The sequence below is a fragment of the Pseudomonas sp. B16120 genome, from assembly GCF_044218845.1.
In the GTDB taxonomy this organism is placed as follows: Bacteria; Pseudomonadota; Gammaproteobacteria; order Pseudomonadales; family Pseudomonadaceae; genus Aquipseudomonas; species Aquipseudomonas paracarnis.
Genome location: NZ_CP162588.1, coordinates 5,361,646 through 5,386,424, shown reverse-complemented (window position 1 = coordinate 5,386,424; position 24,779 = coordinate 5,361,646). Strand labels below are relative to the sequence as shown.

Below are 24,779 nucleotides of genomic sequence, written 5' to 3'. Positions count from 1 at the left end.
GAGCGTGGGAACGATCAGCGTTGGAGCCACTCCAACATCCCCAGCCCAGCCGCCCGGCCACTGGCAAAACACCCGGTCAGCAAATACCCACCGGTCGGCGCTTCCCAATCGAGCATTTCCCCCGCACAAAACACCCCAGGCAACGGCTTGAGCATCAACCGCTCATCCAGCGCTTCAAACGGCACACCACCCGCCGTGCTGATCGCCTCATCCATCGGCCGCGTTTTCACCAATGTCAGCGGCAACGCCTTGATATCCACCGCCAATTGCGCCGGATCGGTGAAGTGTTCAGCGGGCGTCAGCTCGCGCAACAACGCCGCTTTCACGCCATCCAATCCCAACTGACTGTGCAAATGCTTGCTCATCGAACGCGAGCCACGGGGCTTGGCCAATGCGGCCTGCACCTTGTCCAACGGCTTGCTGGGCAGTAAATCGATATGCACCGTGGCCGCACCGTCGCGGTTGATCGCTTCGCGAATCGGCGCCGACAAGGCGTAAATCAAACTGCCTTCAATGCCGGTGGCAGTGATCACGCATTCGCCCAACCGAGGCTTGTCATCCCCCAGGCCAATGGCGACGTTTTTCAACGGTGCGCCCGCGAATTTGCTGACCATCAACGCGCTCCATGCCGACACTTCAAACCCGCAGTTGCTCGGTTGCAGTCGCACATAGGGCAGGCCTTTGCCTTCAAACAGGTTGAGCCATGCACCGTCGGAGCCCAATCGCGACCAGCTGCCGCCGCCCAGGGCCAGCAGCACAGCGACGCTGTGGACAACTTTTTCGCCGTCCGGGCTGTGGATAAGTAAATCGCCCTCGGCATTCCAACCCGTCCACCGATGCCGGGTGTGGATAACCACACCTTGCTCCCGCAGACGCTTGAGCCAGGCGCGCAACAGTGGCGCGGCTTTCATATCGGTAGGAAATACCCGGCCGGAGGTGCCAACAAAGGTTTGAATACCCAGGCCATGGATCCATTCGCACAACGCCTCGGCACCAAAGCTGCGCAGCAACGGCGCCATGTGCGGCGCGCGTTCAGCGTAGCGCGACAGGAACGCCGGGTACGCCTCGGAGTGGGTGATGTTCATGCCGCCCACGCCGGCCAGCAGGAACTTGCGCCCCACTGAAGGCATGCCGTCGTACAGGTCCACGCGCACGCCCGCCTGGCTCAAGACTTCGGCGGCCATCAGCCCGGCGGGGCCGCCGCCGATAATGGAGACGTGGTGGGCAGAAGTCTGAGGCATGGGAAGGGCTACGGTGATGTGAATAGGCCGAGCATTCTACCCGACCATGACGCCGCTGCCTGATCAAAAAACGTACACTTTCCTACAGGCCATGCGGCTACTCGCTTGCAGCCGCTTACGCTCAAGTTATCCACAGGCCGTTCCACAGGCATTGTGGGTAACGCCCACAGCTCAATGACAGCCTGATGACGTCCACACCCGCTGCGCGCTGTGGTGCAGGATGCCGTGGCGGCGGGCGAGGGCGGGGCGGTCCTTGCTGTAACCGCCGCCGATCACGCCCATCACCGGTATGTCGCGGCCCAGGCAGTGGCGCATCACGCTTTCATCACGGGCGGCGACGCCTGCATCTGTCAGCTTGAGGTAACCAAGGGCGTCGTCCTTGTGCACATCCACGCCGGCGTCGTACAGCACCAGGTCCGGCTGGTAGAGCGGCAGCAGGTAGTTGAGCGCGTCATCCACCACCTTGAGGTAGTCGGCATCGCCCATGCCCATGGGCAGCGGGATGTCCCAGTCGCTCTGGGCCTTGCGTGCCGGGAAGTTCTTTTCGCAGTGCAGCGACACGGTGATGGCGTCCGGCGTGTCGTGCAGGATGCGTGCGGTGCCGTCGCCCTGGTGCACGTCGCAATCGAAGATCAGCACGCGATTGACCCGGCCGCTGGCCAACAGGTAATGGCTGATCACCGCCAGGTCATTAAAAATGCAGAAACCCGCCGGATAATCGTAATGGGCATGGTGGGTGCCGCCCGCCAAATGGCAGGCCAGGCCATGTTCGAGGGCTTGTTCGGCGGCCAGGATCGAGCCGCCCACCGCGCGCACCGTGCGCCGGGCCAGGGCTTCGCTCAACGGCAGGCCGAGGCGGCGTTGGTCTTCGCGGGACAGTTCGCCGCTCATGTAGCGTTCGATATACCCAGGTTCATGGGCCAGGGCCAAAATGTCTGCCGGGCACAGCGGCGGGCGCAGCAATTGGCTGTCTTCGGTCAGGCCGCTGTCCACCAGGTGGTCACGCAACAGGCGAAACTTGTCCATTGGGAACCGGTGGTCCGCCGGGAACTCAGGGCTGTAGTCTTCGTGGTAGATCAATGGCAAGGGCATGGGATTTTCTGACGGGAACCTGCGACGGATCTTAACAGCGCTGTACACTCACGCACATGGCAAGGCAGGGGGGACCCATGGAGCCGATACTGGAATTGGAAAGTGCACGCTTGGTGCTGCGCCAATGGCGCGACAGCGACCTGCCGGACTTTGCGCGCATGTGCGCCGACCCGCAGGTGATGCGCTACTTTCCGGCTCAATTGAGCCACTTGGAAAGCGCCGCGCTTATCGGCCGGATTCGCGGGCATTTTGCTGAATATGGCTTTGGTTTTTGGGCCTTGCAGCGCAAGGACACGGGCGAATTTATCGGCCTGACCGGGCTTGCGAATGTCAGCTTTGAAGCCGGCTTTACCCCGGCGGTGGAAATCGGCTGGCGCCTGGCCCGCGAACATTGGGGCCTGGGTTATGCCAGTGAGGCCGCCTGGACAGCGTTGCGCTGTGGTTTTGACCGCTTGCAACTGGACGAAATCCTGGCCTTCACCACCGAGAGCAATCTGCCCTCACAAAAAGTCATGCAGGCCATCGGTATGCATTACGATCCGCAGGCAGATTTTGAACACCCGAAAGTCGCAGCCGGTGACCCGCTGCGACCGCATGTTTTGTACCGCATCACCCGCGCCCAATGGTTGGACACGCTGCACGGATAAGCAGCCCGGAATGCCCTATTGATTGTAGGAGTTGCTCTATGAGCCAAGTATTGGAAGATCTGGTGGACTTGCTGACCCTGGAGCCGATCGAGGAGAACCTCTTTCGCGGCCGCAGCCAGGACCTGGGCTTTCGCCAGCTGTTCGGCGGCCAAGTGCTCGGCCAGTCACTGTCGGCGGCCAGCCAGACCGTAGAAGAAGCGCGGCATGTACATTCCCTGCACGGTTATTTCCTGCGCCCTGGCGATGCCGCGTTGCCGGTGGTGTATTCGGTGGACCGCGTGCGCGATGGTGGCAGTTTCAGCACGCGTCGTGTCACCGCGATTCAAAAGGGCAATCCGATCTTCACCTGCACGACCTCGTTCCAGTACGACGAACAAGGCTTCGAGCACCAGACCACCATGCCGGTGGTAGTGGGCCCGGAAAACCTGCCGTCGGAGCTGGAGCTGACCCAGCAACGTGCGCACTTGATCCCCGAGCACATGCGCGACAAGCTGCTGTGCCCCAAGCCCATCGAAGTGCGCCCGGTCACCGAAAAAGACCCGTTCAACCCGCAGCCGTCCGACCCGGTCAAGTACGTGTGGTTTCGTGCCGACGGTGCCTTGGCGGACACACCGGCGTTGCATAAATACCTGTTGGCCTATGCCTCGGACTTTGGCCTGCTGACCACCTCGCTGCTGCCCCATGGCAAGACCGTGTGGCAGAAAGACATGCAGGTCGCCAGCCTCGATCACGCGCTGTGGTTCCACGCCGACCTGCGTGCCGATGACTGGTTGTTGTACGCCATGGACAGCCCGTGGGCTGGCAACTCCAGGGGGTTCTCCCGGGGCAGCGTGTACAACCGCGCCGGGCAACTGGTGGCGTCGGTGACCCAGGAAGGTTTGATCCGCCATCGCAAGGATTGGGCATGAGCCTCGGCGACGTTAGGCACTGGGTGTTCGACATGGACGGCACCCTCACGGTGGCCGTGCATGATTTTGCCGCTATCCGCGTGGCGCTGGACATTCCACCTGAAGACGACATCCTCACGCACCTGGCGGCCTTGCCTGCGCCGGTTGCAGCCGCCAAGCACGCCTGGTTGCTGGAGCACGAGCGCGAGCTGGCCCTGGGTTCGGTGGCGGCGCAGGGCGCGGTGGAGCTGGTACAGGAATTGGCCGGGCGCGGTTACCGCCTGGGGATCCTGACCCGCAATGCGCGGGAGCTGGCCCATATCACCCTGGAGGCGATAGGCCTGGCGGACTGCTTTGCGATTGAGGATGTGCTGGGGCGCGATGATGCGCCGCACAAGCCGGATCCCGGTGGGTTGCTGAAACTGGCGGCGGCTTGGGACGTAGCACCCCGCGACATGGTGATGGTCGGGGATTACCGCTTTGACCTGGATTGTGGCCGGGCAGCGGGCACCAAGACGGTGTTGGTGAACTTGCCGGAGAACCCTTGGCCGGAATTGGCGGATTGGCATGCCGAGGATTGTGCGGCGTTGCGCCGAATGATCTAACCCGGGCGACAGAGAGCAAATGTGGGAGCTGGCTTGCCTGCGATAGCGGTGGGTCAGCTGACACTTTATCAACTGACAGTCCGTCATCGCAGGCAAGCCAGCTCCCACATTTTGATGGGGTTCCTTCAGGTGCTACTGGGCGAACAGTACCTTTTCTCCCTCTGGCGAGGTAAACATTTTGTCCCCGTCATGTCCCACCCCCGGCACTTCTACCAGCCGGTGGCCCAACTGCGGATGCCGCTGTTTGAGGTAATCAAAGTAGTTGTGGCCACGCATCAGCCGATACGCACCCTGGGTTTCGGCTTCGCAGCTTTTATCCAATGCCGGGTGGTTGGGGTCGGTGTCCTGCTGGCCCAATAGGTAAGTGATGTCGCGTGAGACGTAGTCTTGTTCCAGTTGCTGGGCACCTCGGCCCCCCACGTAATCCGGCAGGTTTTGCATGCCGTACTTCCAGTCGTTAAAGCCTGGGCAATTGGCGATGTCGAACGTCACCGGGCGCTGCGGGCTGAAGTACGCATAGGACGACGGGTTAGCCACCACATACCGCAGGCGGATGCCCTCGGAGTTCAGCAACGGGTGGTCGTGGCCGGTGAGGGCGAAGCGCTGCACCACTTGGCCGCCACCGGAATGCCCGGCGACCACGATTTCTTTCAGCGCCGGGAACAGTTTGTGGTTGCCCAAGTGCTTGATGATCTGGTCCAGAGCGCCATAAGAGCTGATCTGCCCTGGGCCGGTGGACGCTTCGCCGGCCATCCAGTCGTTACCCGTCCAACGCACCACCTCGTGGCCCAGGTGATTGCGCTTCACGTCGGCTTGATTGAGAAACTGCGGCGCGATCACCAGCGTAGTACCGCCCACCCCGGCATGCTCGGCGGCGTCGATGCCGCTTTGCAGGTAGGTTTGTGCATTGCGCAGGCGGCCATGCACGATGATCAATGCGCGTGTGACCTTGGGCAGTGGTTCGCGCCAATCCTGGCTCAGGCCCAGGCTGAGGTCGCCGGCCTCCAGATGAAAGCGATCGGGGCTGACCACCTTGACGCCGTGTTCGGCTGCGAAGGTGCAACAGGACACGAGCACACCCAGCAGTAACCCCCATCGTTTGATCATTTAGAGACTCTTGGCCGCGAAGGTATCGCATTGAGTGATCTGGCCCTGGGCGAAGCCGGTCTTGAACCAGCGCACGCGCTGGGCCGAGGTGCCGTGGGTGAACGAGTCTGGTACCACGCGCCCCTGGCCTTGTTGCTGCAAGCGGTCATCGCCGATGGCATTGGCTGCGTTCAGGGCTTCTTCGATATCGCCGGGTTCCAGCCAGTTCAGACGTTTTTGCGCATGGTTGGCCCACACGCCGGCAAAGCAGTCGGCTTGCAGCTCCTGGCGAACCAGCAGGCCACCGTCGCCTTCCATCTGCCGGCCCTGTTGGCGCGCCGCCTGGATCTTGGACGAGATGCCCAGTAACGTTTGTACGTGGTGCCCGATTTCGTGGGCGATCACGTAGGCCTGGGCGAAATCACCGGCGGCCTGGAAGCGTTGCGACATTTCCCGGAAGAAATCCAGGTCCAAGTACACCTGCTGGTCAGCCGGGCAGTAGAACGGGCCGCTGGCCGAGGTGGCGCCACCACAGGCTGAGTTCACCCGGCCACGGAACAGGATCAGTTTCGGGTTCTTATAGGCCAGCCCATTTTCCTGGAACACTTGGCCCCAGGTGTCTTCGGTATCGCCCAGCACAGCGCGCACAAAGTCGGCTTGCTCATCGTTGGCTGGCGGCGCTTGACGCGGCTGGGTACTGACCGATGGCGCCTGTTCCATCTGGCCGGTCAATTGACCAAGAATCTGCATCGGGTCCTGGCCGGTCAGCCAGCCAATGCCAACGATCAGCACGATGGCCGTGAGGCTCAGGCCCTTGCCGCCGCCGAAGCGCATACCGCCGCCGCCACCACTGTCGTTACGGGCATCCACCACGTTGTCGCTGCGTCGGCCTTTTTTCCATAGCATGGGAGCAATCCTCTGTGTGCAAACCGTGATTGATTATGGTCGGTATTAACGGCAATAGCCTTCGCCAGTGGCGACGATCAGGCAGTCTTTTTTATCTGCCAGCCATTTCAAGCCGGTGGCGGCGCCGTCGCCAGCGCGCAACAACTGCGGGCCGTCGGGGCGGATGAAGGCGATGCCGTCTTCGGTGGCCTCACCTTTGAAGGTGCCGGCGTCATCGGCGTCGAGGCCGTATTGCATGGTCAGCAGGTAGTGGCCACGGCCAATGCTGTCGTCCTTGGCGATGGTCAGGTGCAAGCCTTCGACACCGACCCACTTGCCTACCCATTTATCGGTCGGCGGAGTCTCGGGCACCAGGGTCGCTTGCACGGAAGCCGGCGCGGGCTTGGGGGCTTCTTTCGGGGTTTTATCGCAGGCGGCGAGCAGGGCGAGGGCAGACAGGGCAAAGAGGATTTTTTTCATAGCGGCAAGGCCTTGGTTAAATAGTGTGCAACGCCGGGGCGAGCGTGCAGCGTTGGACTCGGATCCATCGATTTAGTGCGCTGTTCGCCCAGTGTTTGGTTATGCTCTTGGGGCAGACTCCGGCCCGGCTGCTAGATTACCGGGTTGAGCGCGACTTGGTTCAGCGCTCAGCGTCCCGCTCGCCACACAAGAGAATTCAATGACTGTTAGTACCCCGCTCTCCGGCGTCAACCATCCGTTCAAAGGCATCCTGCTGATTGTGCTGGCGACGTTCCTGTTCTCCAGCCACGACGCCTTGTCCAAATACCTGGCCGGGTTTTACCCGATCGTGATGGTGGTGTGGGCGCGGTACATGGTGCACACCTTGCTGATGGCCGGGATCTTTCTGCCGCAATCGGGCCTGCGCGTGTTGCGCAGCAAGCGGCCGGGCATGCAGGTGGTGCGGGCGTTATGCCTGTTGGGCACCAGCCTGTTCTTCACCACAGCGCTGCATTACATCCCGTTGGCCGAAGCCACTGCGGTGAACTTCCTGGCGCCGATCCTGGTGACGGCGCTGTCGGTGCCGTTGCTCGGTGAGCACGTGACCCGAGGCCAGTGGCTAGCGGTGATCTGCGGGTTTATCGGCGTGGTGATCATTATCCACCCCGGCGGCGAGCTGTTTACCCCGGCGGTGTTGCTGCCGCTGTGTTCGGCGCTGTTCTTCTGCTTCTACCAGTTGCTCACGCGCATCCTCAGCCAATACGACAGCCCGACCACCAGCAACTTCTTCGCCGGCCTGTGCAACACCTTGGTGATGAGTGCAATGGTGCCGTTCTTCTGGCAAGTGCCGACGCTGTGGCACGCGGTGATGATGCTGGCGCTGGGCACCTGCGGGATGACCGCGCACCTGATGCTCACCCAGGCGTTCCGCTTCGCGGCGCCGGCCTTGCTGGCGCCGTTTGGCTATTGCCAGATCGTGTTTGCGGGGTTGTTGGGCTGGCTGGTATTCAGCCATACCCCCGATATGACCACGGTGGTGGGTATCGGGGTGATCTGTATGAGCGGGTTAGCCGCTGCCTGGCAGCAGCGGCGCAGGTAGATCAAACGTCTACGGTAGGGATCTTGCGCGGCGCCATGAAGTACATCCACACCAGTGCGATGAAGTACATCGCCGGGATCAGGGTGAACAACACCGTGTAGTTGTTGTTGGTCACCGTGAGGATATGGCCGACGATCTGGGTCATGAACATGCCGCCGATGGCCGCGCACATGCCGCCGAAACCGAACACCGTGCTCATCATGTGCTTGGGCGTGTAGTCCATCACCAGGCTCCAGATGTTGGCGGTCCAGGCCTGGTGCGCGCCGATGGCCAGGGAGATGGCAAACACCGCGACCCACAGCTGGCTGGAGCCGGCCGCCATGATGACGCCGACGATGCAGCAGGCGAACAGCAGCATCGACAACAGCCGCGCCTTGATCGAGTTCATCCCACGGCCAATCAGGAATGACGACAGGATCCCGCCCCCGACGCTGCCAAAGTCGGCGGTGAGGTAAATGATGATCAGCGGAATGCCCATCTGGGTCACGTTGATGCCCAGGTTGTATTGCTGATTCAAGAACGGCGGCAGCCAATACAGGTAGAACCAGAACACCGGCGCGGTCAGCGAGTAGGCGAGGGCGAAGGCCCAGGTGCCACGCATGCGCAGGATGCGGCTGAACGGCACGCGGGGTTGTTCGGGTTCGACTTCCTGTTGCACGTAGTCCAATTCGGATTGTTTAACCGTGGGGTGGTCTTCCGGGTTGTAATACTTCAAGCCCCAGAGCACCAGCCAGATACCGCCCAGTGCCGACATGCACAGGAACGCTGCCTGCCAGCCCCACACGTGCAGGATCAACGGCAGCAGCATGGGCGTCATCATCGCGCCGACGTTGGTGCCGGCGTTGAAGATGCCGGTGGCCACTGCCCGTTCACCCGCCGGGAACCACAAGCGTGTGGTCTTGACGCAGGCCGGGTAGTTGGCGGCTTCGGTCAGCCCGAGGATAAACCGGCAGACCATAAAGCCGACCGCCGAGGTGGCCAGGCCATGGGCGCCGGTGGCCAGGCTCCACAGCAGCACGGCGCAGAAGAACACGCGCTTGACGCCAACCCGGTCAATCAGGCGGCCTTGCAGCACAAAGCCGATGGCGTAGCCGACCTGGAACCAGAAGTTGATGTTGGCGTAGTCCATCGCCGTCCAGCTCATTTCCTTGGCGAGGATCGGTTGCATCACGCCCAGGGCGGCGCGGTCGATGTAGTTCAAAGTGGTGGCAAAGAACACCAGGGCCAGCATGCCCCAGCGCGTTTTACCCACGGCCAGGGCACCGCGGATCTTGTCGCCGATGCCGGCGTGCGGGTTGCCCGGGCGCGCGGCCAGGGCTGAATTTTGCAGAGGCATGAGGTTTGTACCCGTTTTTTGAAATTCTTATGGTGTGTTCTGGGTCTTTGTTACGTGAGCGAATTGCCCGGTCGATGGTGCGCAGTGGTTAAAAAGTCGTCAATTCGCCAAAGGGGCTTAGTGTTCGATAATCGCACCAAAAACTAACCGGTTCGTACATTTTAATTGCTGCCTGTAGGCTGGGGGCGAATAATTTGCCACAAACAACAATTGCCGGGAGTCTTCCATGCAACGTTCTATCGCCACTGTGTCCTTGAGCGGCACCCTGCCGGAAAAACTCGAAGCCATCGCCGCCGCCGGGTTTGATGGGGTGGAGATCTTTGAGAACGACTTGTTGTATTACGACGGCAGCCCTCGGGAAGTTAGGCAGATGTGTGCCGACCTCGGCATCGCCATCACCCTGTTCCAGCCGTTTCGCGACTTCGAAGGCTGCCGCCGTGATCGCCTGGCGCGCAACCTGGAGCGCGCCGAACGCAAATTCGATCTGATGCAAGAGCTAGGCACCGACCTGGTGCTGGTGTGCAGTAACGCCTCGGCCGACAGCGTGGGTGACGAACGCATTCTGCTCGATGACCTGAGCCTGCTGGCCGAACACGCGGCCAAGCGCGGCCTGCGCATCGGCTATGAAGCGTTGGCCTGGGGCAAGCATGTGAACACCTGGCAGCAGGTATGGAACCTGGTGCGCCAGGTCGATCACCCAAGCCTGGGCGTGTTGCTCGACAGCTTCCACACCTTGTCGCTCAAGGGCGACCCGAGTGGCATCGCCCAGATCCCCGGCGACAAGATTTTCTTTGTGCAAATGGCCGACGCGCCGATCCTGGCCATGGATGTGCTGGAGTGGAGCCGGCATTTCCGTTGCTTCCCCGGCCAGGGCGAATTTGACCTGGCGGGCTTTCTCGCGCCGATCATCCAAAGTGGCTACACCGGGCCCTTGTCCCTGGAAATTTTCAACGATGGCTTCCGCGCCGCGCCCACTCGTGCGAATGCGGCAGATGGCTTGCGCTCGTTGCTGTACCTCGAGGAAAAAACCCGCCAGCGCCTGGCGCAAGAGGCACCCGCTGCGCCAGTGGACATCCTGTTTGAAACCCCGGCGGCCAGCGAGTACGACGGGATCGAATTCCTCGAATTTGCCGTGGATGAAAGCCTTGGCGCCAAACTGAGCAATTGGCTGGAACGCCTGGGGTTTGCCAAGGCCGGCCAGCATCGCTCGAAGAATGTGAGCCTGTTGCGCCAGGGCGATATCAATCTGATCCTCAACTGCGAACCCTATTCCTTCGCCCACAACTTTTTCGAGGCCCATGGCCCGTCGCTGTGCGCCACCGCAATTCGGGTCAAGGACAGTGCCAAGGCCCTGGAGCGGGCGGTGGCCTACAAGGGCCAGCCTTATCGCGGCCTGGTCGGCCCCAACGAACTGGAATTGGCCGCCGTGCGTGCACCGGATGGCAGCCTGATTTACCTGGTCGACCCCAGCGAAGGCGGGCTGTACGACACCGATTTCAACCTGCAAACGGCTGCGCCCGCCAGTGGCGGCTTGCTGCGCATCGACCATATGGCCATGGCGCTGCCGGCCGACAGCCTCGACAGTTGGGTGTTGTTCTACAAAAGCCTGCTGGATTTCGAAGCCGATGACGAAGTGGTCCTGCCCGACCCCTACGGCCTGGTGAAAAGCCGTGCATTGCGCAGCCGTTGCAGTTCGATTCGCCTGCCGTTGAATATCTCCGAAAACCGCAACACCGCGATTTCCCACGCGCTCTCCAGCTATCGCGGTTCGGGCGTGCACCACATTGCCTTCGATTGCGCGGATATTTTCGCCGAGGTACGCCGGGCCAAAGAGGCCGGTGTGCCGTTGCTGGATATCCCGCTCAACTATTACGACGACCTGGCGGCACGCTTCGATTTCGACGAGGAGTTCCTCAGTGAGTTGGCGTATTACAACGTGCTGTACGACCGCGACGCCCAGGGTGGTGAGTTGTTTCATGTGTACACCGAGGCGTTCGAGGGGCGGTTTTTCTTCGAGATCATCCAGCGCAAGAATGGCTATGCCGGCTACGGCGCTGCCAACGTGGCGGTGCGTCTGGCGGCGATGGCCAAGTCGCGCAGTGGGGCTGTACGCCAGGCTCGGCTATAACCGCAAGGCAGGTGCTTCCTTCGGGGAGCGCCGCGGCCCATAATCAGCGCCTGCACAACAATGGCCGTGAGCGCAACATGACCTCGAGTCCCGATCTCCCCGCGGTAGCTGACGCACCGCGCAAGAGTCGCAAGAACAATCCGGAAAAGACCCGGGAGAATATTCTCCAGGAAGCCATTGTCGAGTTTGTTCAACAGGGCCTGGCCGGCGCTCGCGTAGACGCCATCGCCGAGCGCATTCACACCTCCAAGCGCATGATCTATTACTACTTCGGCAGCAAGGAGCAGCTATACGTCGAGGTGCTGGAAAAGCTCTACGGTGATATCCGCAACACCGAAACGCGCATGAACCTCACCGCCCTGGAGCCGCGTGAGGCGATTCGCCGGCTGGTGGAATTCACCTTTGATCACCACGACCAGAACGTGGATTTCGTGCGCATCGTCAGCATCGAAAACATCCACAACGCCGAGTACGTCAAACGCACCGAGACCATCAAGGCGATGAACAGCAAAATCCTGGAAGGGTTGGGGGAGACCCTGCGCCGCGGGGCTGAGTTGGGGCTGTTTCGCGAAGGGCTGGAGCCGCTGGATGTGCACTTGCTGATCAACTCGTTCAGTTTCTACCGGGTGTCCAACCGGCACACCTTCAGCGAGATTTTCCAGATCGAACTGTCGGATGAGACGATCAAGCAGCGCCATCGGGAAATGATTTGCGAGTCGGTGTTGCGCTACCTGCAAGCCTGAGAACTGATCGTTCCCACGCAGAGTGAGGGAACGATCATGATGGGGTTGCATACCTAGATATTCATGCTCTGGAAGTGCGCCAGCATTCTGTCTGCATCCGCCACTTCGCCGCTGAACAACTCAAATGCCTTCACCGCCTGAAACACCGCCATATTGCCGCCATCCAGGGTACGGCAACCCAAGGCGCGCGCGTCGCGCAGCAGTTGGGTTTCCAGCGGGAAGTACACAATTTCCGCCACCCACAATTCAGCCCGCAACAACGCCGCAGGCACAGGCGTGCCGGGCAGCTTGGCCATGCCCATCGGCGTGGTGTTCACCAGGCCATCGGCCTCGGCCATGGCGTTTTCCAAGTGGCTGCCGACCTGAGCGCGACCGACGCCGAACTGCTGGGCAAGGTTATCCACAAGGTCCTGGGCGCGAGTGCGGTCGACATCGAAGATGCTCAAGTACTCCACGCCTTCTGCCAACAGTGCATGGGCCACTGCCGCGCCCGCACCACCGGCGCCCATCTGCACCACGCGTTGGCGCGGCACGTTGTGCAAGTTGCGCCGAAAGCCTTCGGCGAACCCCAGGCAGTCGGTGTTATGGCCAATGCGCTTGCCGTCCTTGAACACCACGGTGTTGACCGCACCAATGCCCCGGGCCTCATCGGAAAGTTCATCGAGCAACGGCAGAATCGCCTGCTTGCACGGGTAAGTAATGTTCAAACCGGTGAAGTGCATCAACTCAGCGGCCCGTAGTAATTCCGGCAGGGCTTTGAGGTCCAGGTGCAGCGGCTCCAGGTCGATCAGGCGATACAGGTAGCGCAAGCCTTGGGCGTCGCCTTCCTGCTCATGCAGTGCCGGTGTGCGTGAGGCCTGGATGCCGGCGCCGATCAGGCCAGCGAGAATGCGTGGTTTCATTACGTGCGTCCCTTCAGCGTCAGGCTGAAATGTTCCAGGGCTAGGTGGTAGCCATGGCTGCCAAACCCGGCCAGCACGGCCTGGGCGATCGGTGACACAAACGAGTGATGACGAAAGGCTTCACGGGCATGCACGTTGGATAAATGCACTTCGATCACTGGCACTTCACTGGCCACCAGGGCATCGCGGATCGCGACCGAAGTGTGAGTCCAGGCCGCCGGGTTGATCACAATACCCGCGCAGCGGTTGCGGGCGCCGTGGATCCAGTCAAGCAATTCGCCCTCGTGGTTGGTCTGGCGAAACTCGATCTTCAGCCCGAGCTTGTCGGAGCTGCGACCACACAGGGTGGCAATGTCGGCCAGGGTTTCATGGCCATAAGTGGCAGGCTCGCGGGTGCCGAGCAGGTTGAGATTGGGGCCGTTGAGCACCAGCACGATGGGCGGCATAGAGGCTTCTCCACAGTTCTTATTGGTTGTGGAGTCAAAATGTACTGGTTGGTTAATTTGGTCAATGGATGGCTGCGGATCTGTTCGGTGATCGAACGTTTAATCAGTGCAATTGCTGGATTACCGGCTGATGGGCATTCGGTTGAAGTATTGCGCGAGGTTGCTGAACGAGGCGGACTTTCGAGCATTGACCGGGTCGTTCCAGTCGTTGGCATCCCTGGTTACAACCCGGCATTCGCCGGGTTTTTTGTGCTTACTAATCTGTGAAACAGCTTCGGGAATAGGAGCCGGTTGTCGGGTGGCAGAGGGAAATTGTTACCTGACGGAAAATAACCTAACGGATGGGTTACGATGAGAGTAGGTGCTTACAAAGGCTATGTCATTTCGGTGTTTATCAGGGATGAGCATTGCCCGCCCCATGTGCATGTCAGGGGCAAGGGATGGGATGCGCGGTTTCGTTTCAGTTTCCTGGATGGGGAAGTTGAGTTGTGGGATGTAGAGCCTGAACGCAGACGGCCACCCATGGCGGTACTGAAGGAAATACGCGCGACGATCATGCAGCGGCACTACTTGGCGCGGGCACGCAGGATCTGGTGGGAAAAACTGCAGACGGTTTGCCTGGAGAATCATTCCTGGAATTGGGAAACGGATGAACTCATTCCTGGATTGGTCATTCAGCGTGGTGTTTACGTGATTGCACGTGCCCGACACGATGTCGTAGGGCAGAAAACAATTTTGAATCTGGTCAGAGCCCCAGGTTTTGTGGAGATCGATTTATGAGAAAGATCATAAAAGCCAAAGTCACACCTTATGTACCTCTCACTGAAGCCGACGTTGACAAGGCAATCGCCCGAGGACGCAGGTTGAAACGCCTGTACGCCAACGCCAGTAACGTACGTTATGAAAACGATTGCCTCTCCATTGGCTTCAGCGATGGCAGCCGCGTGGTGTTGCCGGTGGCTGGCCTGCCGGAGTTCGAAGGGTTTTCAGAGAAGGATTTCCAGCAGTTGGAAGTGACTTTCGGAGGCAAGGCGATTAGCTGTGAAGCGCAGGACCTGGATGTTTCGATCACAGGGTTGATCGCTACAAGCCAGCCGCTGATGGACCTGGCAACCAGCCTGGTGGCATCGCGCAATGGTCGCAAAAGCAGCGCGGCCAAGACCGCAGCGGCCCGGGCCAATGGCAAGAAGGGGGGCCGGCCACGCAAGGAAGTACCGCAGCCCCCAGAGACAACAGACACTTGAATAACCAACAGGGGAACTGTAGGAGCGAGCAAGCTCGCTGCTACAACCCGCAGATTTATCGGCGGGTCAGCAACACACCCGACTCCATATGGTGCGTCCACGGGAACTGGTCAAACATTGCACACTGGGAGATCCGGTGCGTGTCGTGCAGTTGCGCGATGTTCGCCGCCAGCGTCTCCGGGTTGCAGGAGATGTACAGGATGTTGTCGAAGCGCCGGGTCAGCTCGCAGGTGTCCGGGTCCATGCCAGCGCGGGGCGGGTCGACGAAGACGCTACCGAATTCGTAGCTTTTCAGGTCGATGCCGTGCAGGCGGCGGAACGGGCGCACGTCATTCAGGGCTTGGGTGAGTTCTTCGGCGGAGAGGCGCACCAGGGTGACGTTATCCACGCCATTTTCATCCAGGTTGCTCAGGGCCGCATTCACCGAGGTCTTGCTGATCTCGGTGGCCAGCACCTTGCGCACGCGGGTCGCCAGCGGCAGGGTGAAGTTGCCGTTGCCGCAATACAGCTCCAGCAAATCGTCCGGGCGATCGCCCAGCGCTTCGTAGGCCCAGTTGAGCATCTTCTGGTTCACCGTGCCGTTGGGCTGGGTGAACGCGCCTTCGGGTTGGCGGTAGCTGAAGGTGCGCCCACCGACGTCGAGTTTCTCCACCACGTAGTCGTGGCCGATCACATCGCGCTTGCCCTTGGAACGGCCGATGATGCTCACATTCAGCTCAGCGGCCAATGTGTTTGCGGCGGTGTGCCAATGTTCGTCCAGCGGGCGGTGATAACACAGGGTGATCATCGCGTCGCCGGCCAGGGTGGTGAGGAACTCCACCTGGAACAGCTTGTGGCTCAGGGCGGCGCTGGCTTGCCAGGCGGCCTTGAGTTGCGGCATCAACTGGTTGATGCGCTGGCTGGCGATGGGGAACTCTTCGATGAGGATCGGCGTGCGCTTGTCCTCCTGGGAGAACATCGCGTAGTGGCGCTCGCCGCCTTCGCGCCACAGGCGGAACTCCGCGCGCAGGCGGAAGTGCTGCAGCGGCGAGTCGAAGACCTGCGGCTCGGGCGCGTCGAACGGTGCGAGCAGGTCACGCAGGCGCGTGACCTTGTCTTGCAGTTGAGCGGTGTAGCTTGCGGCGTCGAAAGTCATGCGTTGAACCAGCCCAGCTTGATCACAAACAGGATCGACAGGATCACCAGTGCCGGGTTCAGCTCACGGTAGCGGCCCGAAAGCAGCTTGATGGCGGTCCAGGCGATGAAACCGAAGGCGATGCCGTTGGCGATGGAGTAAGTGAAGGGCATCGCCAGGGCGGTGATCACCACCGGCGCTGCCACCGTAATGTCGTCCCAGTCGATTTCGGCCAGGCCTTGGCTCATCAGCACCGCCACAAACAGCAAGGCTGGCGCGGTAGCATAGGCCGGTACGCTGGCGGCCAATGGCGAGAAGAACAGCGCCAGCAAAAACAGGATCGCGACCACGATGGCGGTCAAGCCGGTACGGCCACCGGCGCTCACGCCTGCGGCCGATTCGATGTAGCTGGTGGTGGTCGAGGTACCCAGCAGGGAACCGGCCATGGCAGCGGTACTGTCGGCGATCAGTGCACGGCCCATTTTCGGCATATGGCCGTCCTTGCCCATCAGGCCGGCGCGCTTGGCGACGCCGATCAGGGTGCCGGAGTTGTCGAACAGGTCAACGAACAGGAAGGCGAAGATCACGCTGACCAGGCCGATGTCCAGCGCGCCCTTGATATCCAACTGCAGGAAGGTCGGCGCCAGGGACGGCGGTACTGAGGTCACACCGATGAACGGCGTGAAGCCCAGGACGATGGAGGCGACGGTCACCGCCAGGATGCCGATCAGCACCGCGCCGCGTACGGCCAGGGCTTCCAGCGCGACGATCAGCACGAAACCCAGGGTCGCCAGGATCGGCGCCGGTTGTTTCAGGTCGCCCAGGCCCACCATGGTGGCCGGGTTGCTCACCACGATACCGGCGTTATGCAGGGCGATCAGCGCCAGGAACAGGCCGATGCCGGCGGCAATCGCCGAGCGCAGCGGCAGGGGGATGGCGTTGATGATCCACTCACGAATGCGGAAGATCGACAGCAAGAAAAACAGCACCGCCGAAATGAATACCGCGCCCAGCGCCACCTGCCAGGTGTGGCCCATGTGCAGGACCACGGTGTAGGTGAAGAAGGCGTTGAGGCCCATGCCCGGTGCCAGGGCAATCGGGTAGTTGGCGATCAGGCCCATCACGGTCGAACCGATGGCCGCCGCCAGGCAGGTGGCGACAAACACCGCGCCCTTGTCCATGCCGGTCTCGCCGAGGATGCTCGGGTTCACGAACAGGATGTAGGCCATGGCCAGGAAGGTGGTGATCCCCGCGAGAATCTCGGTGCGCACATTGGTGTTGTGGGCTTTGAGTTGAAACAGCTTTTCCAGCATGCCGGCTCCCTGTGACGCTAGTGTGCGTCGTGATTTGTTGACCTCTAAGTCAAAGCACAAACTGCGCCAAACGCTTGTGGTTTCAGAGAGGATCGGAAAAAGCGGCGCATCATACCAGCAGCCGAGGCTGTGTGGCGCATGGGCTTGAGGCATACTGCGCCGACGTTCAACAGCCGGTCATCGACAGCATGAAAAAAGCCAACCCGTGGAGTCTAGCTCTGATCGCCAGTATCAGCCTGTGGCTGGGCGCAGCACCGGCGTGGGGCGCGACTGCACCGGCCTTGAGCGAGGTACGGGTGTTCAAGGTGGAATCGGCCGACTGCAGCGAAGCGATCCCGGAGCGGGTCAACACCACCCAGATGTGCGAGCACCGCGGGCCCACCCAGGTCTCGGTGATGGAAGTCGGCCTGGGCAACAGCCCCATGGGCCGCTTTAACGGCGCAGAGTTGAATGGGCAACGCACAGCGGTGTGCCAGGTCGGCAACATCAGTGAGGCGTGCAACGGCGTGGGCACCTTGATGGGCTACATCTATGTGTTCGACCTGAACGTCCAGGCCCAGGGCTGGTTCGAATTCACCAATACCTCGATCAACCCACCGCAAAACACCCTGAAAGCCCAGCTCAATATCCGCTGATCAATCATCTTGAACGCTCAAAACACCCGGAAGTCGTACCCCTAAGACGGCGATTTTCCTGAACGCCGCGGATGTACTTCAACCCGTGAGGTGTTTATGAGCGCGACCCCCCATGGCGCGGCGGCCCAGCCGTTCGTCGCCCACCCGATACGCCTGACACTCAACGGCCAGGCTCGCCAACTGAACGTGTTGCCCTGGACCACCTTGCTGGACTTGCTGCGTGAGCAGTTGGACCTGGTAGGCAGCAAAAAAGGCTGCGACCACGGCCAGTGCGGCGCCTGCACCGTGTTACGTGACGGCAAACGCGTGAATGCCTGCCTGACCCTGGCCGTGATGTGCGACGGCGCCGAATTGACCACCATCGAAGGCCTGGCCGACGGCGACCAACTGCACCCCATGCAACAGGCCTTTATCCAGCACGACGCGTTCCAGTGCGGCTATTGCACCCCCGGCCAGATCTGTTCTGCCGTGGGCCTGGCCAATGAAGGCCGCGCCCACGACCGTGCGCAGATCCAGGAGTTGATGAGCGGCAACCTGTGCCGCTGCGGCGCCTACAACAACATCCGCGATGCCATCGAAGACGCGCTGCCGGCCTGCCGCCGCCAGGGAGGTGAGTCATGAACCCCTTCCACTACAGCAGGCCGACCGATGTGCAGCAGGCCGTTCAGATGAGCAGCGGCGCCTCGCGCTTTATCGCCGGTGGCACCAACCTGCTGGATCTGATGAAGGAAAACATCAGCCATCCCGAGCATCTGATCGACATCACCGGCTTGCCGCTGCACGACATTCAAGAGACCGCCGAGGGTGGCCTGCGTATCGGTGCGCTGGTGAGCAACGCCGACCTGGCCTGGCACCCACTCATTGAGCAGCGTTACCCGTTGCTGTCCCAGGCCATCCTCGCCGGGGCGTCCCCGCAGTTACGCAACATGGCCAGTACCGGCGGCAATCTGTTGCAGCGCACCCGTTGCTATTACTTCTACGACGCCGCGGCGCCGTGCAACAAGCGCCAGCCCGGCAGCGGCTGCCCGGCGCGCGACGGTTTGAACCGTATCCATGCGATCCTCGGCGCCAGTGAGCAGTGCGTGGCCACCCATCCTTCGGACATGTGCGTGGCCCTGGCGGCGCTTGCGGCGCGGGTGCATGTAGAAGGACGCGGCGGCGCGCGGGTGATCGAGTTCGCCGACTTCCATCGCTTGCCAGGCGATGCGCCGCAACGTGACAACCAGTTGGCCGACGATGAGCTGATCACCGCGATTGAACTGCCCGCCGATCACTTGGCCCGCCACAGCCACTACCTGAAGATCCGCGACCGTGCCTCCTATGCCTTCGCCTTGGTTTCGGTGGCTGCCGCCTTGGAGCTGGACGGTGATGAAATCATCGACGCCCGCCTGGCCTTGGGCGGTGTGGCGCATAAACCCTGGCGTGACCGCGCAGTGGAAGCCTTGCTGATCGGCCGCACGGTCAGCCGCGAAACCTTCAGCGCCGCCGCCGATGCCCTGCTGCAAGACGCCGAACCGTTGGAACACAACGGCTTCAAGATCAAGCTGGCCCGGCGCGCAATCATTCGTGCCCTGAGCGACGCCGCCGTCGCAGGAGAACAGCCATGAGCGCCATCGGTAAACCCCTGGACCGTGTCGACGGTCTGCTCAAGGTCACCGGCCAAGCACGCTACGCCGGTGAATTTCCCGAGGACGGCCTGCTGCATGGCAGCGTGGTGTCGAGCACTATCGCCAAAGGCCGGGTGCTGCGCATCGATGCGTCCAAGGCGTTGGCGTTGCCGGGTGTGGTGGACGTGATCCATCACCTCAATCGGCCGAAAATCGCCAGCTATGATGAGGCGTTCGCCGATGCCGATGCGGCCGATGGCTCGCCTTTTCGCCCGCTGTATAACGACCGCGTACTCTACAGTGGCCAGCCCTTGGCCTTGGTGATTGCCGATAACCTCGAACTGGCGCGGCACGCTGGCTCGCTGGTGCAGATCGACTACGCGCCTGAAGCCTTCGAAACCGACCTGCTCACCCAGCAAGCGGCGGCGCACCCGTCGCCCCAGACCCCACCCAAACCGCGCGGCAACTTCGAGGCTGAATGGGCCGGTGCCGCAATCAGTCTGGACTTGCACTACAGCACGCCCATCGAGCACCACAACCCGATGGAGTCCCACGCCAGCACCGTGCTGTATCAGCCCGACGGCACCCTGCATATTCACGACAAGACCCAGGGCCCGCAGAACTGCCAGGCCTATGTGCAAAAAGTCTTCGGCCTGGATAAGAGCCAGGTGCGCATCTTTGCCGCTTTCGTCGGCGGTGCCTTCGGTTCGGGCCTGCGCCCGCAATACCAATTGCCGCTCGCGGTGATGGCGGCCATGGCGCTCAAGCGTTCGGTGCGGGTCACCCTGACGCGCCAGCAGATGTTCACCTTCGGCTATCGTCCGCGCACCTTGCAGCGTTTGCAGATGGGCGCCGCCGCCAATGGTCGCTTGCTGGCGCTGGGGCATACCGCGATTGGCCAGACCTCGCGCTTTGAGGATTTCAGCGAGCACGTGGTGGAGTGGAGCGGCATGCTCTATCACTGCGACAACGTGCAACTGACCTACAAGCTGGTGCCGCTGGACGTCTTTACTCCGCTGGATATGCGTGCTCCCGGTGCAGCACTTGGCGTGCTTGGCTTGGAGTGCGCCATGGACGAACTGGCCTGCGCCTTGGCCATCGATCCGGTGCAATTGCGCCTGATCAACTACGCCGAACGCAACCAGAACGAAGACAAACCCTGGTCGAGCAAGGCCCTGCGCGAGTGCTACAGCGAAGGCGCCGAACGTTTCGGCTGGAGCCAGCGCAACCCGGAACCGCGCAGCATGCGTGACGGCCGCCAACTGATCGGCTGGGGCATGGCCGGTGGGGTGTGGGAAGCCATGCAGATGAAAGCCAGCGCCAAGGCCCGCATCGATAGCAACGGCAAACTCACCGTGAGCAGTGCCACCACGGACATCGGCACGGGCACCTACACAGTGATGACCCAGATTGCCTCTCAAACCAGTGGCGTGGCGATGGCCGATATCAGCTTTCTGCTGGGGGATTCGTCATTGCCCACGGCGCCGTTGCAGGGCGGTTCGTTTACCGTGTCTTCCGTCGGCACCGCCGTGCAGCAAGCGTGCGAAGCGCTCAATGCCAAGTTGCTGGAGATCGCCCGGCAGACTTACCCGGTATTTAAGGATGCCGATTCCATTCGGTTTGAAGACGGCCAGCTACAGAGCGGTGACGTGAGTGTGTCGTTGGCGCAACTGGTCAAGGACAGCGGTGAAGAAGCCTTGCAGGTACAGGTCGACAGCGAGCCCGACAAGAAGCGCGAGAGCTATGCCAGCGCTACCCACTCGGCGGTGTTCGTCGAAGTGCGCGTCGATGAAGACCTGGGCACCATCAAGGTCAGCCGTGTGGTCAGCGCGGTAGCCGCCGGGCGCGTGGTCAACCCGAAGATGGCCCGCAGCCAGATCCTCGGCGGCGTGGTATGGGGCATTGGCATGGCGCTGCATGAAGAGACTCAGGTCGACCACCAATTGGGACGCTACATGAACCACAGCCTGGCCGAATACCACATCCCGGTTAACGCCGATATCGGCGAGATTGACGTGCTGTTTGTCGAAGAACACGACGAGGTGGTCAATGCGCTGGGTTCCAAGGGCGTAGGGGAGATCGGTATCGTCGGCGTGGCGGCGGCGGTGGCGAATGCGATTCACCATGCCACCGGCAAGCGGGTGCGGGAGTTTCCTGTAACGCTGGATAAGGTGCTCTGACACAGCCCCTTAAGGGGTTGCACATTTTCAACGCTCTGCGAGGTCAATATAGATCTGCGTTTTGTCTCGGGATTGAACGACAGAGGTTGAGACATTCGCAGGCGCGTTGTCCACAGTAACCCCTGTTGCGCCTGTCAGTGTATCGAGGCCTTGAACATCTTTATACTTAAACACATGGTAGCTGCCGACCCGTGCAATCCATTTTGTTCGGGGGGCGGCAGCTTGATCTTGCTCGATCACGTTGGCCGCATAATAGTTCATGTTTTTAATACGCCTGGCGATGGGCTCCACCGAGGGCACGTCAATTGCTTTAACTCGAATGCCATATTTTCGCATCGTCAGAAGAAGATTTTTATTGGTGTAGGGCTCATGGGCGACATGCGCGCGGTCAATTAACCTCAACCGTTCCCTCAATGCTTGAGAAAACTCACCCGTCTCGAAAAACCTATCAAGGTCTGGCTGCAAAGAGTGTTCAAAGCCCTCTGAATACAGCAGGCTCACATTATTGGCTTTGAATGTAGGCGCTTCATCCATAAGCACTCGCAACACCGCCGATTGCGTATGGTCTTCGCCAAAAATCATACCGGGTGATTTTTGGAGTACGGAATTGATGACTTCTTTGGGCGGTGTGTTGGATGGCAGGTCCGAATGAATGGGCATCGTTTTCGGTTTTGCTTTTTTTAGGTAGTGATCTGCATCTTGCTTCAGCCGTTTATCTACTTTCCCGGACGCTTCTGATGAAGAGGCTTCCCCCTCGCGGGGATAGTCGTAAGCGCCGGGATCAAATGGCTGCGTTCGAGAGCTTCCTGATTGCCAAGGGAATTTTATCCCCCCAGGCCCATTGATCGGCGTCCACTCTCCCTGCGCAGTGGCCTGCACGGTCATCACAGGTTTTTTGGTCAATGGGTCAATGATCTGGGCATAACCATCACTGAGCTTAAACCGGCCGTCGATCTCATGTACTTGGCTGTTTCCTGCGTCATCGGTTATTCGGATCATCCATCGGTCTTCGCCGTTGGGCCCCTTGATTTGATAGATGCCTTTGGCGTTTGGGGTAACGCCTGAGATCAGTTGCTCACCCTCTGGTACCACATGGCTGCTGATGTCCTTCCATTGAGATGGACGTAGACGATTGACTGTCGATTCGCCGGCCCCTACAGGGGGGGCGGTATCTGGCGGGTAGTGGGGGGGCGAAGGTGCCTCGCCGGGTTTTACCGTAGGCGCCTTGAGTTCGTTAACGGCACCTTCCCCCGCTTTGCCAGCCTTTACGATACGCGGTATCGCCACAGTTGCGGCATTGAACACGCCGAATATGATTCGTTGGTTGCCAGTCGGTTTGCCATGTATTTTGTCATCGATACCAATACCCGTATTGGTGGCTCCGCTGGCCAGATAGAACGCATCCAATGCCAGTCCCACTTCAGGCATCGCGAAAGCCAGTGGAGTCAGGAACATCGCTACTTTTGTAGCCTTTTCAAAACCAGAGAGAATATTTTTCTTGGTGACGTCGCTGTCACTGGTGATATCCACGGCAGCATCTGCATAAGATCGGTCTTTCTGACGCTTTGTGAGTTCGTCGAAGGGCGAATGGCTGGGTTCTGCCTTAATGTAGTTTTGTGGGTCCCAGTAACCGCTGAACGCCCGATGGTCATAGGACAATAACCCTCCCGGGGTCTCGCGCTTTTCAGGCCAGGTACCGAGCCCGGTCAGCGTCTCTTCTGTGCCTGCTTGCGCATAGCCGTTAGGTTTATCTTTGAGGGGGAAGTGCGCGACCATCGCTTCGCGCTTCACGGGATCGGCCATCTGCTTGGCGAACCATGCCTTCATTTCAGCCTGGCTGTTGAAAGTGTGAATGGGGGAAGAGTTTCCGGGTATGTACAAAAGCGTCAGGGGTGGAAGCTTGTTGCCGTTGGCATCGTATCTGACCTTTTTGTCCGTGATGTACATAAGATCGGTAGATTGAAAGTTTCCGACTTTCAGCATCCCCATTTCGATGTTGGGATCTTTTGGAGGTTTTTTTTGCAGGTCTTCAAGTTTGATGTCCGGCCAGGCGGTCTCTTCGCCTGACAAACCGAGGGCCCGCATGACCAAGTCGTGGGCGTCCTTAGTGAGGCTGTGCTCTTGATGCTGGGTTTTGGCGGCCTTGATCAGAGACGCTTTGGAGAGTAACGGATAGTTTTTCTCGTTCTGGTTCCAGAACTCATTCAGGAATTGATCGTAAGGCTTTTTATAGTCCGCCTTCCAAATCATTTTCCTGAACTCATCGGGAGTGAGCGCACTCTGGTTTCCTGCGTTGTAAACCGGTGCAGGTTCTTCGGCGGACTCTCGGTAAATGCCTTGAAAGGTATGGGTAGTGTCAGCCTTTTCAGTGTAGGGGTTGAACCGGCTGAAGCTGAAGGTGCCAGGTGTATGCGTTTTTAATTCAGGCTTAACGATGACCTCAGGGCCGCCTGGGTAGAAAGCGACTGGGTAACCATTACCCTTTGGTACGTCCTGATCGTTGGTAATGAGTGCCTCGGTCAATGAGATGCGCTTGATGATTTTCGCGGGATAAGGTCTTTCACCCTGGGTGTTGTAGTCGTACGTCACTATGTAGGTGTTATCGGGATCTATATCCCACTTTTCTTTTTCGGCAGGGGTCTTGGCTTTGGCCGCCATCTCGGCAAATTTGTTCTTCAGGTAAATCGAGGCTTCTTGTTGAACGCTTTTGAAGTCGTCGCTTATCTTTTGTGTGACTGGGTCGACGCTAGTGTTTGGGCCAAGGTCGACGGTCCCGGGGGCTTTCTGCTCCATCCCGACGCTTTTGCCCGGATCAGGGTTAACAGTGATTTGAGTATATCCATTGCCTGAATCTGGGTCTGGCACGGTCTCCTTCACTAGTTCCTGTTTTTGAGGTGGACTGGAATCGATTGAGCGTTTCTGGCGCTGACCAACGTTTGCCGAAGCAGGCTCGGACAGTGCGGGGTAGGTGTTAGGGCGAGGGGAGCCGACTAGCATGAAAAACCTCAGATTTTATGACTGAACTAGGTAGCCCCTGAGTGGTGATGCTGTAGGTAAAGTTCCATTGGCTGTGTAGCTCTTTGCAACCTTTGGGATCGGCTTGGTTCCTACTTATCCTCCCCGGTAAACG

Annotated in this window: 24 protein-coding genes; 13 read left to right on the top strand and 11 right to left on the bottom strand. The window is 60.3% G+C overall.

Annotated elements, in window-relative coordinates; genetic code table 11:
- Positions 1-14: 14 nt before the first annotated feature.
- Both AB4P90_RS25135 and AB4P90_RS25130 read right to left on the bottom strand, forming a co-directional pair.
- Positions 15-1,241 (bottom strand): TIGR03862 family flavoprotein, encoded by a 1,227-nt coding sequence (locus tag AB4P90_RS25135; RefSeq protein ID WP_395605460.1) that lies wholly within the window; start codon positions 1,239-1,241, stop codon positions 15-17.
- Between the two features lie 171 nt (positions 1,242-1,412).
- Positions 1,413-2,333 (bottom strand): histone deacetylase, encoded by a 921-nt coding sequence (locus AB4P90_RS25130; RefSeq protein ID WP_395605459.1) that lies wholly within the window; start codon positions 2,331-2,333, stop codon positions 1,413-1,415.
- 77 nt (positions 2,334-2,410) lie between these two features.
- Here AB4P90_RS25130 and AB4P90_RS25125 point away from each other — a divergent pair, with 77 nt between their 5' ends.
- The 3 genes from AB4P90_RS25125 to AB4P90_RS25115 are packed head-to-tail and all read left to right on the top strand — an operon-like array spanning position 2,411 to position 4,472.
- Positions 2,411-2,980: a GNAT family N-acetyltransferase gene (locus AB4P90_RS25125; protein WP_014720044.1), complete on the top strand. Its 570-nt coding sequence runs from the start codon at positions 2,411-2,413 to the stop codon at positions 2,978-2,980.
- 38 nt (positions 2,981-3,018) lie between these two features.
- Positions 3,019-3,888 carry an acyl-CoA thioesterase II gene (tesB, locus tag AB4P90_RS25120; protein ID WP_014720043.1) on the top strand — a complete coding sequence of 290 codons (870 nt, stop codon included), beginning with the start codon at positions 3,019-3,021 and terminating at the stop codon, positions 3,886-3,888.
- Positions 3,885-4,472, top strand: a complete 588-nt coding sequence (locus AB4P90_RS25115) for an HAD family hydrolase (RefSeq protein ID WP_014720042.1) — start codon at positions 3,885-3,887, stop codon at positions 4,470-4,472. The genes tesB and AB4P90_RS25115 overlap by 4 nt, the downstream gene beginning before the upstream one ends.
- 132 nt (positions 4,473-4,604) lie before the next feature.
- Here AB4P90_RS25115 and AB4P90_RS25110 read toward each other — a convergent pair whose 3' ends face one another.
- From AB4P90_RS25110 to AB4P90_RS25100, 3 genes are read right to left on the bottom strand one after another with little or no spacing between them, the layout of a single operon-like run.
- Entirely contained in the window at positions 4,605-5,579 is a 975-nt protein-coding gene (locus AB4P90_RS25110) for a hypothetical protein (protein ID WP_058410083.1), read from the bottom strand.
- Complete coding sequence (locus AB4P90_RS25105; RefSeq protein WP_395605458.1) at positions 5,580-6,464, bottom strand: neutral zinc metallopeptidase; 885 nt, start codon at positions 6,462-6,464, stop codon at positions 5,580-5,582.
- A 45-nt stretch (positions 6,465-6,509) separates the two neighbouring features.
- Positions 6,510-6,923, bottom strand: coding sequence for a lipoprotein (locus AB4P90_RS25100; RefSeq protein ID WP_014720039.1), 414 nt, complete (start codon positions 6,921-6,923; stop codon positions 6,510-6,512).
- Between the two features lie 199 nt (positions 6,924-7,122).
- Here AB4P90_RS25100 and AB4P90_RS25095 point away from each other — a divergent pair, with 199 nt between their 5' ends.
- Positions 7,123-8,001 carry a DMT family transporter gene (locus AB4P90_RS25095; protein WP_003194370.1) on the top strand — a complete coding sequence of 293 codons (879 nt, stop codon included), beginning with the start codon at positions 7,123-7,125 and terminating at the stop codon, positions 7,999-8,001.
- 1 nt (position 8,002) lies between these two features.
- On the opposite strand, the gene AB4P90_RS25090 is transcribed toward AB4P90_RS25095, so the two are convergent.
- Positions 8,003-9,337: an MFS transporter gene (locus AB4P90_RS25090; RefSeq protein ID WP_058410081.1), complete on the bottom strand. Its 1,335-nt coding sequence runs from the start codon at positions 9,335-9,337 to the stop codon at positions 8,003-8,005.
- Positions 9,338-9,563: 226 nt separating this feature from the next.
- Between AB4P90_RS25090 and quiC the strand changes: the two genes are divergently transcribed.
- Both quiC and AB4P90_RS25080 read left to right on the top strand, forming a co-directional pair.
- Entirely contained in the window at positions 9,564-11,465 is a 1,902-nt protein-coding gene (gene quiC / locus AB4P90_RS25085) for a 3-dehydroshikimate dehydratase QuiC (RefSeq protein WP_058410080.1), read from the top strand.
- Positions 11,466-11,542: 77 nt separating this feature from the next.
- Complete coding sequence (locus AB4P90_RS25080) at positions 11,543-12,208, top strand: TetR/AcrR family transcriptional regulator (RefSeq protein ID WP_395605457.1); 666 nt, start codon at positions 11,543-11,545, stop codon at positions 12,206-12,208.
- 53 nt (positions 12,209-12,261) lie between these two features.
- On the opposite strand, the gene AB4P90_RS25075 is transcribed toward AB4P90_RS25080, so the two are convergent.
- Positions 12,262-13,110: a shikimate dehydrogenase gene (locus AB4P90_RS25075; RefSeq protein WP_395605456.1), complete on the bottom strand. Its 849-nt coding sequence runs from the start codon at positions 13,108-13,110 to the stop codon at positions 12,262-12,264.
- Positions 13,110-13,556 carry a type II 3-dehydroquinate dehydratase gene (aroQ, locus tag AB4P90_RS25070; protein WP_395605455.1) on the bottom strand — a complete coding sequence of 149 codons (447 nt, stop codon included), beginning with the start codon at positions 13,554-13,556 and terminating at the stop codon, positions 13,110-13,112. Before aroQ ends, AB4P90_RS25075 begins: the two co-directional genes overlap by 1 nt.
- A gap of 39 nt (positions 13,557-13,595) precedes the next feature.
- Here aroQ and AB4P90_RS25065 point away from each other — a divergent pair, with 39 nt between their 5' ends.
- From AB4P90_RS25065 to AB4P90_RS25055, 3 genes are all read left to right on the top strand, one after another.
- Complete coding sequence (locus tag AB4P90_RS25065) at positions 13,596-13,823, top strand: hypothetical protein (RefSeq protein WP_144269790.1); 228 nt, start codon at positions 13,596-13,598, stop codon at positions 13,821-13,823.
- A gap of 84 nt (positions 13,824-13,907) precedes the next feature.
- Complete coding sequence (locus AB4P90_RS25060; protein ID WP_038451588.1) at positions 13,908-14,336, top strand: DUF4160 domain-containing protein; 429 nt, start codon at positions 13,908-13,910, stop codon at positions 14,334-14,336.
- On the top strand, positions 14,333-14,800 hold the full coding sequence (locus AB4P90_RS25055; protein ID WP_395605454.1) for a DUF2442 domain-containing protein: 468 nt from the start codon (positions 14,333-14,335) through the stop codon (positions 14,798-14,800). The genes AB4P90_RS25060 and AB4P90_RS25055 overlap by 4 nt, the downstream gene beginning before the upstream one ends.
- A gap of 55 nt (positions 14,801-14,855) precedes the next feature.
- Here the strand turns inward: AB4P90_RS25055 and trmA are convergent, their stop codons facing one another.
- Positions 14,856-15,935 (bottom strand): tRNA (uridine(54)-C5)-methyltransferase TrmA, encoded by a 1,080-nt coding sequence (gene trmA / locus AB4P90_RS25050; RefSeq protein ID WP_395605453.1) that lies wholly within the window; start codon positions 15,933-15,935, stop codon positions 14,856-14,858.
- Positions 15,932-17,227 carry an NCS2 family permease gene (locus AB4P90_RS25045; protein ID WP_003194342.1) on the bottom strand — a complete coding sequence of 432 codons (1,296 nt, stop codon included), beginning with the start codon at positions 17,225-17,227 and terminating at the stop codon, positions 15,932-15,934. Before AB4P90_RS25045 ends, trmA begins: the two co-directional genes overlap by 4 nt.
- A 188-nt stretch (positions 17,228-17,415) precedes the next feature.
- On the opposite strand from AB4P90_RS25045, the gene AB4P90_RS25040 reads away from it, so the two are divergent.
- The 4 genes from AB4P90_RS25040 (at position 17,416) to AB4P90_RS25025 (ending at position 21,649) form a co-directional block, all read left to right on the top strand.
- Positions 17,416-17,862 (top strand): DUF4879 domain-containing protein, encoded by a 447-nt coding sequence (locus AB4P90_RS25040; protein ID WP_014720031.1) that lies wholly within the window; start codon positions 17,416-17,418, stop codon positions 17,860-17,862.
- 96 nt (positions 17,863-17,958) lie between these two features.
- A complete protein-coding gene (locus AB4P90_RS25035) occupies positions 17,959-18,483 on the top strand; it encodes a (2Fe-2S)-binding protein (protein WP_019818032.1) in 525 nt (174 codons plus the stop codon).
- Entirely contained in the window at positions 18,480-19,469 is a 990-nt protein-coding gene (locus AB4P90_RS25030; protein ID WP_395605452.1) for an FAD binding domain-containing protein, read from the top strand. The genes AB4P90_RS25035 and AB4P90_RS25030 overlap by 4 nt, the downstream gene beginning before the upstream one ends.
- Positions 19,466-21,649: a xanthine dehydrogenase family protein molybdopterin-binding subunit gene (locus AB4P90_RS25025; RefSeq protein ID WP_014720028.1), complete on the top strand. Its 2,184-nt coding sequence runs from the start codon at positions 19,466-19,468 to the stop codon at positions 21,647-21,649. The genes AB4P90_RS25030 and AB4P90_RS25025 overlap by 4 nt, the downstream gene beginning before the upstream one ends.
- A 27-nt stretch (positions 21,650-21,676) precedes the next feature.
- Here AB4P90_RS25025 and AB4P90_RS25020 read toward each other — a convergent pair whose 3' ends face one another.
- Positions 21,677-24,646, bottom strand: coding sequence for a membrane-targeted effector domain-containing toxin (locus tag AB4P90_RS25020; protein ID WP_395605451.1), 2,970 nt, complete (start codon positions 24,644-24,646; stop codon positions 21,677-21,679).
- Positions 24,647-24,779 lie beyond the last annotated feature (133 nt).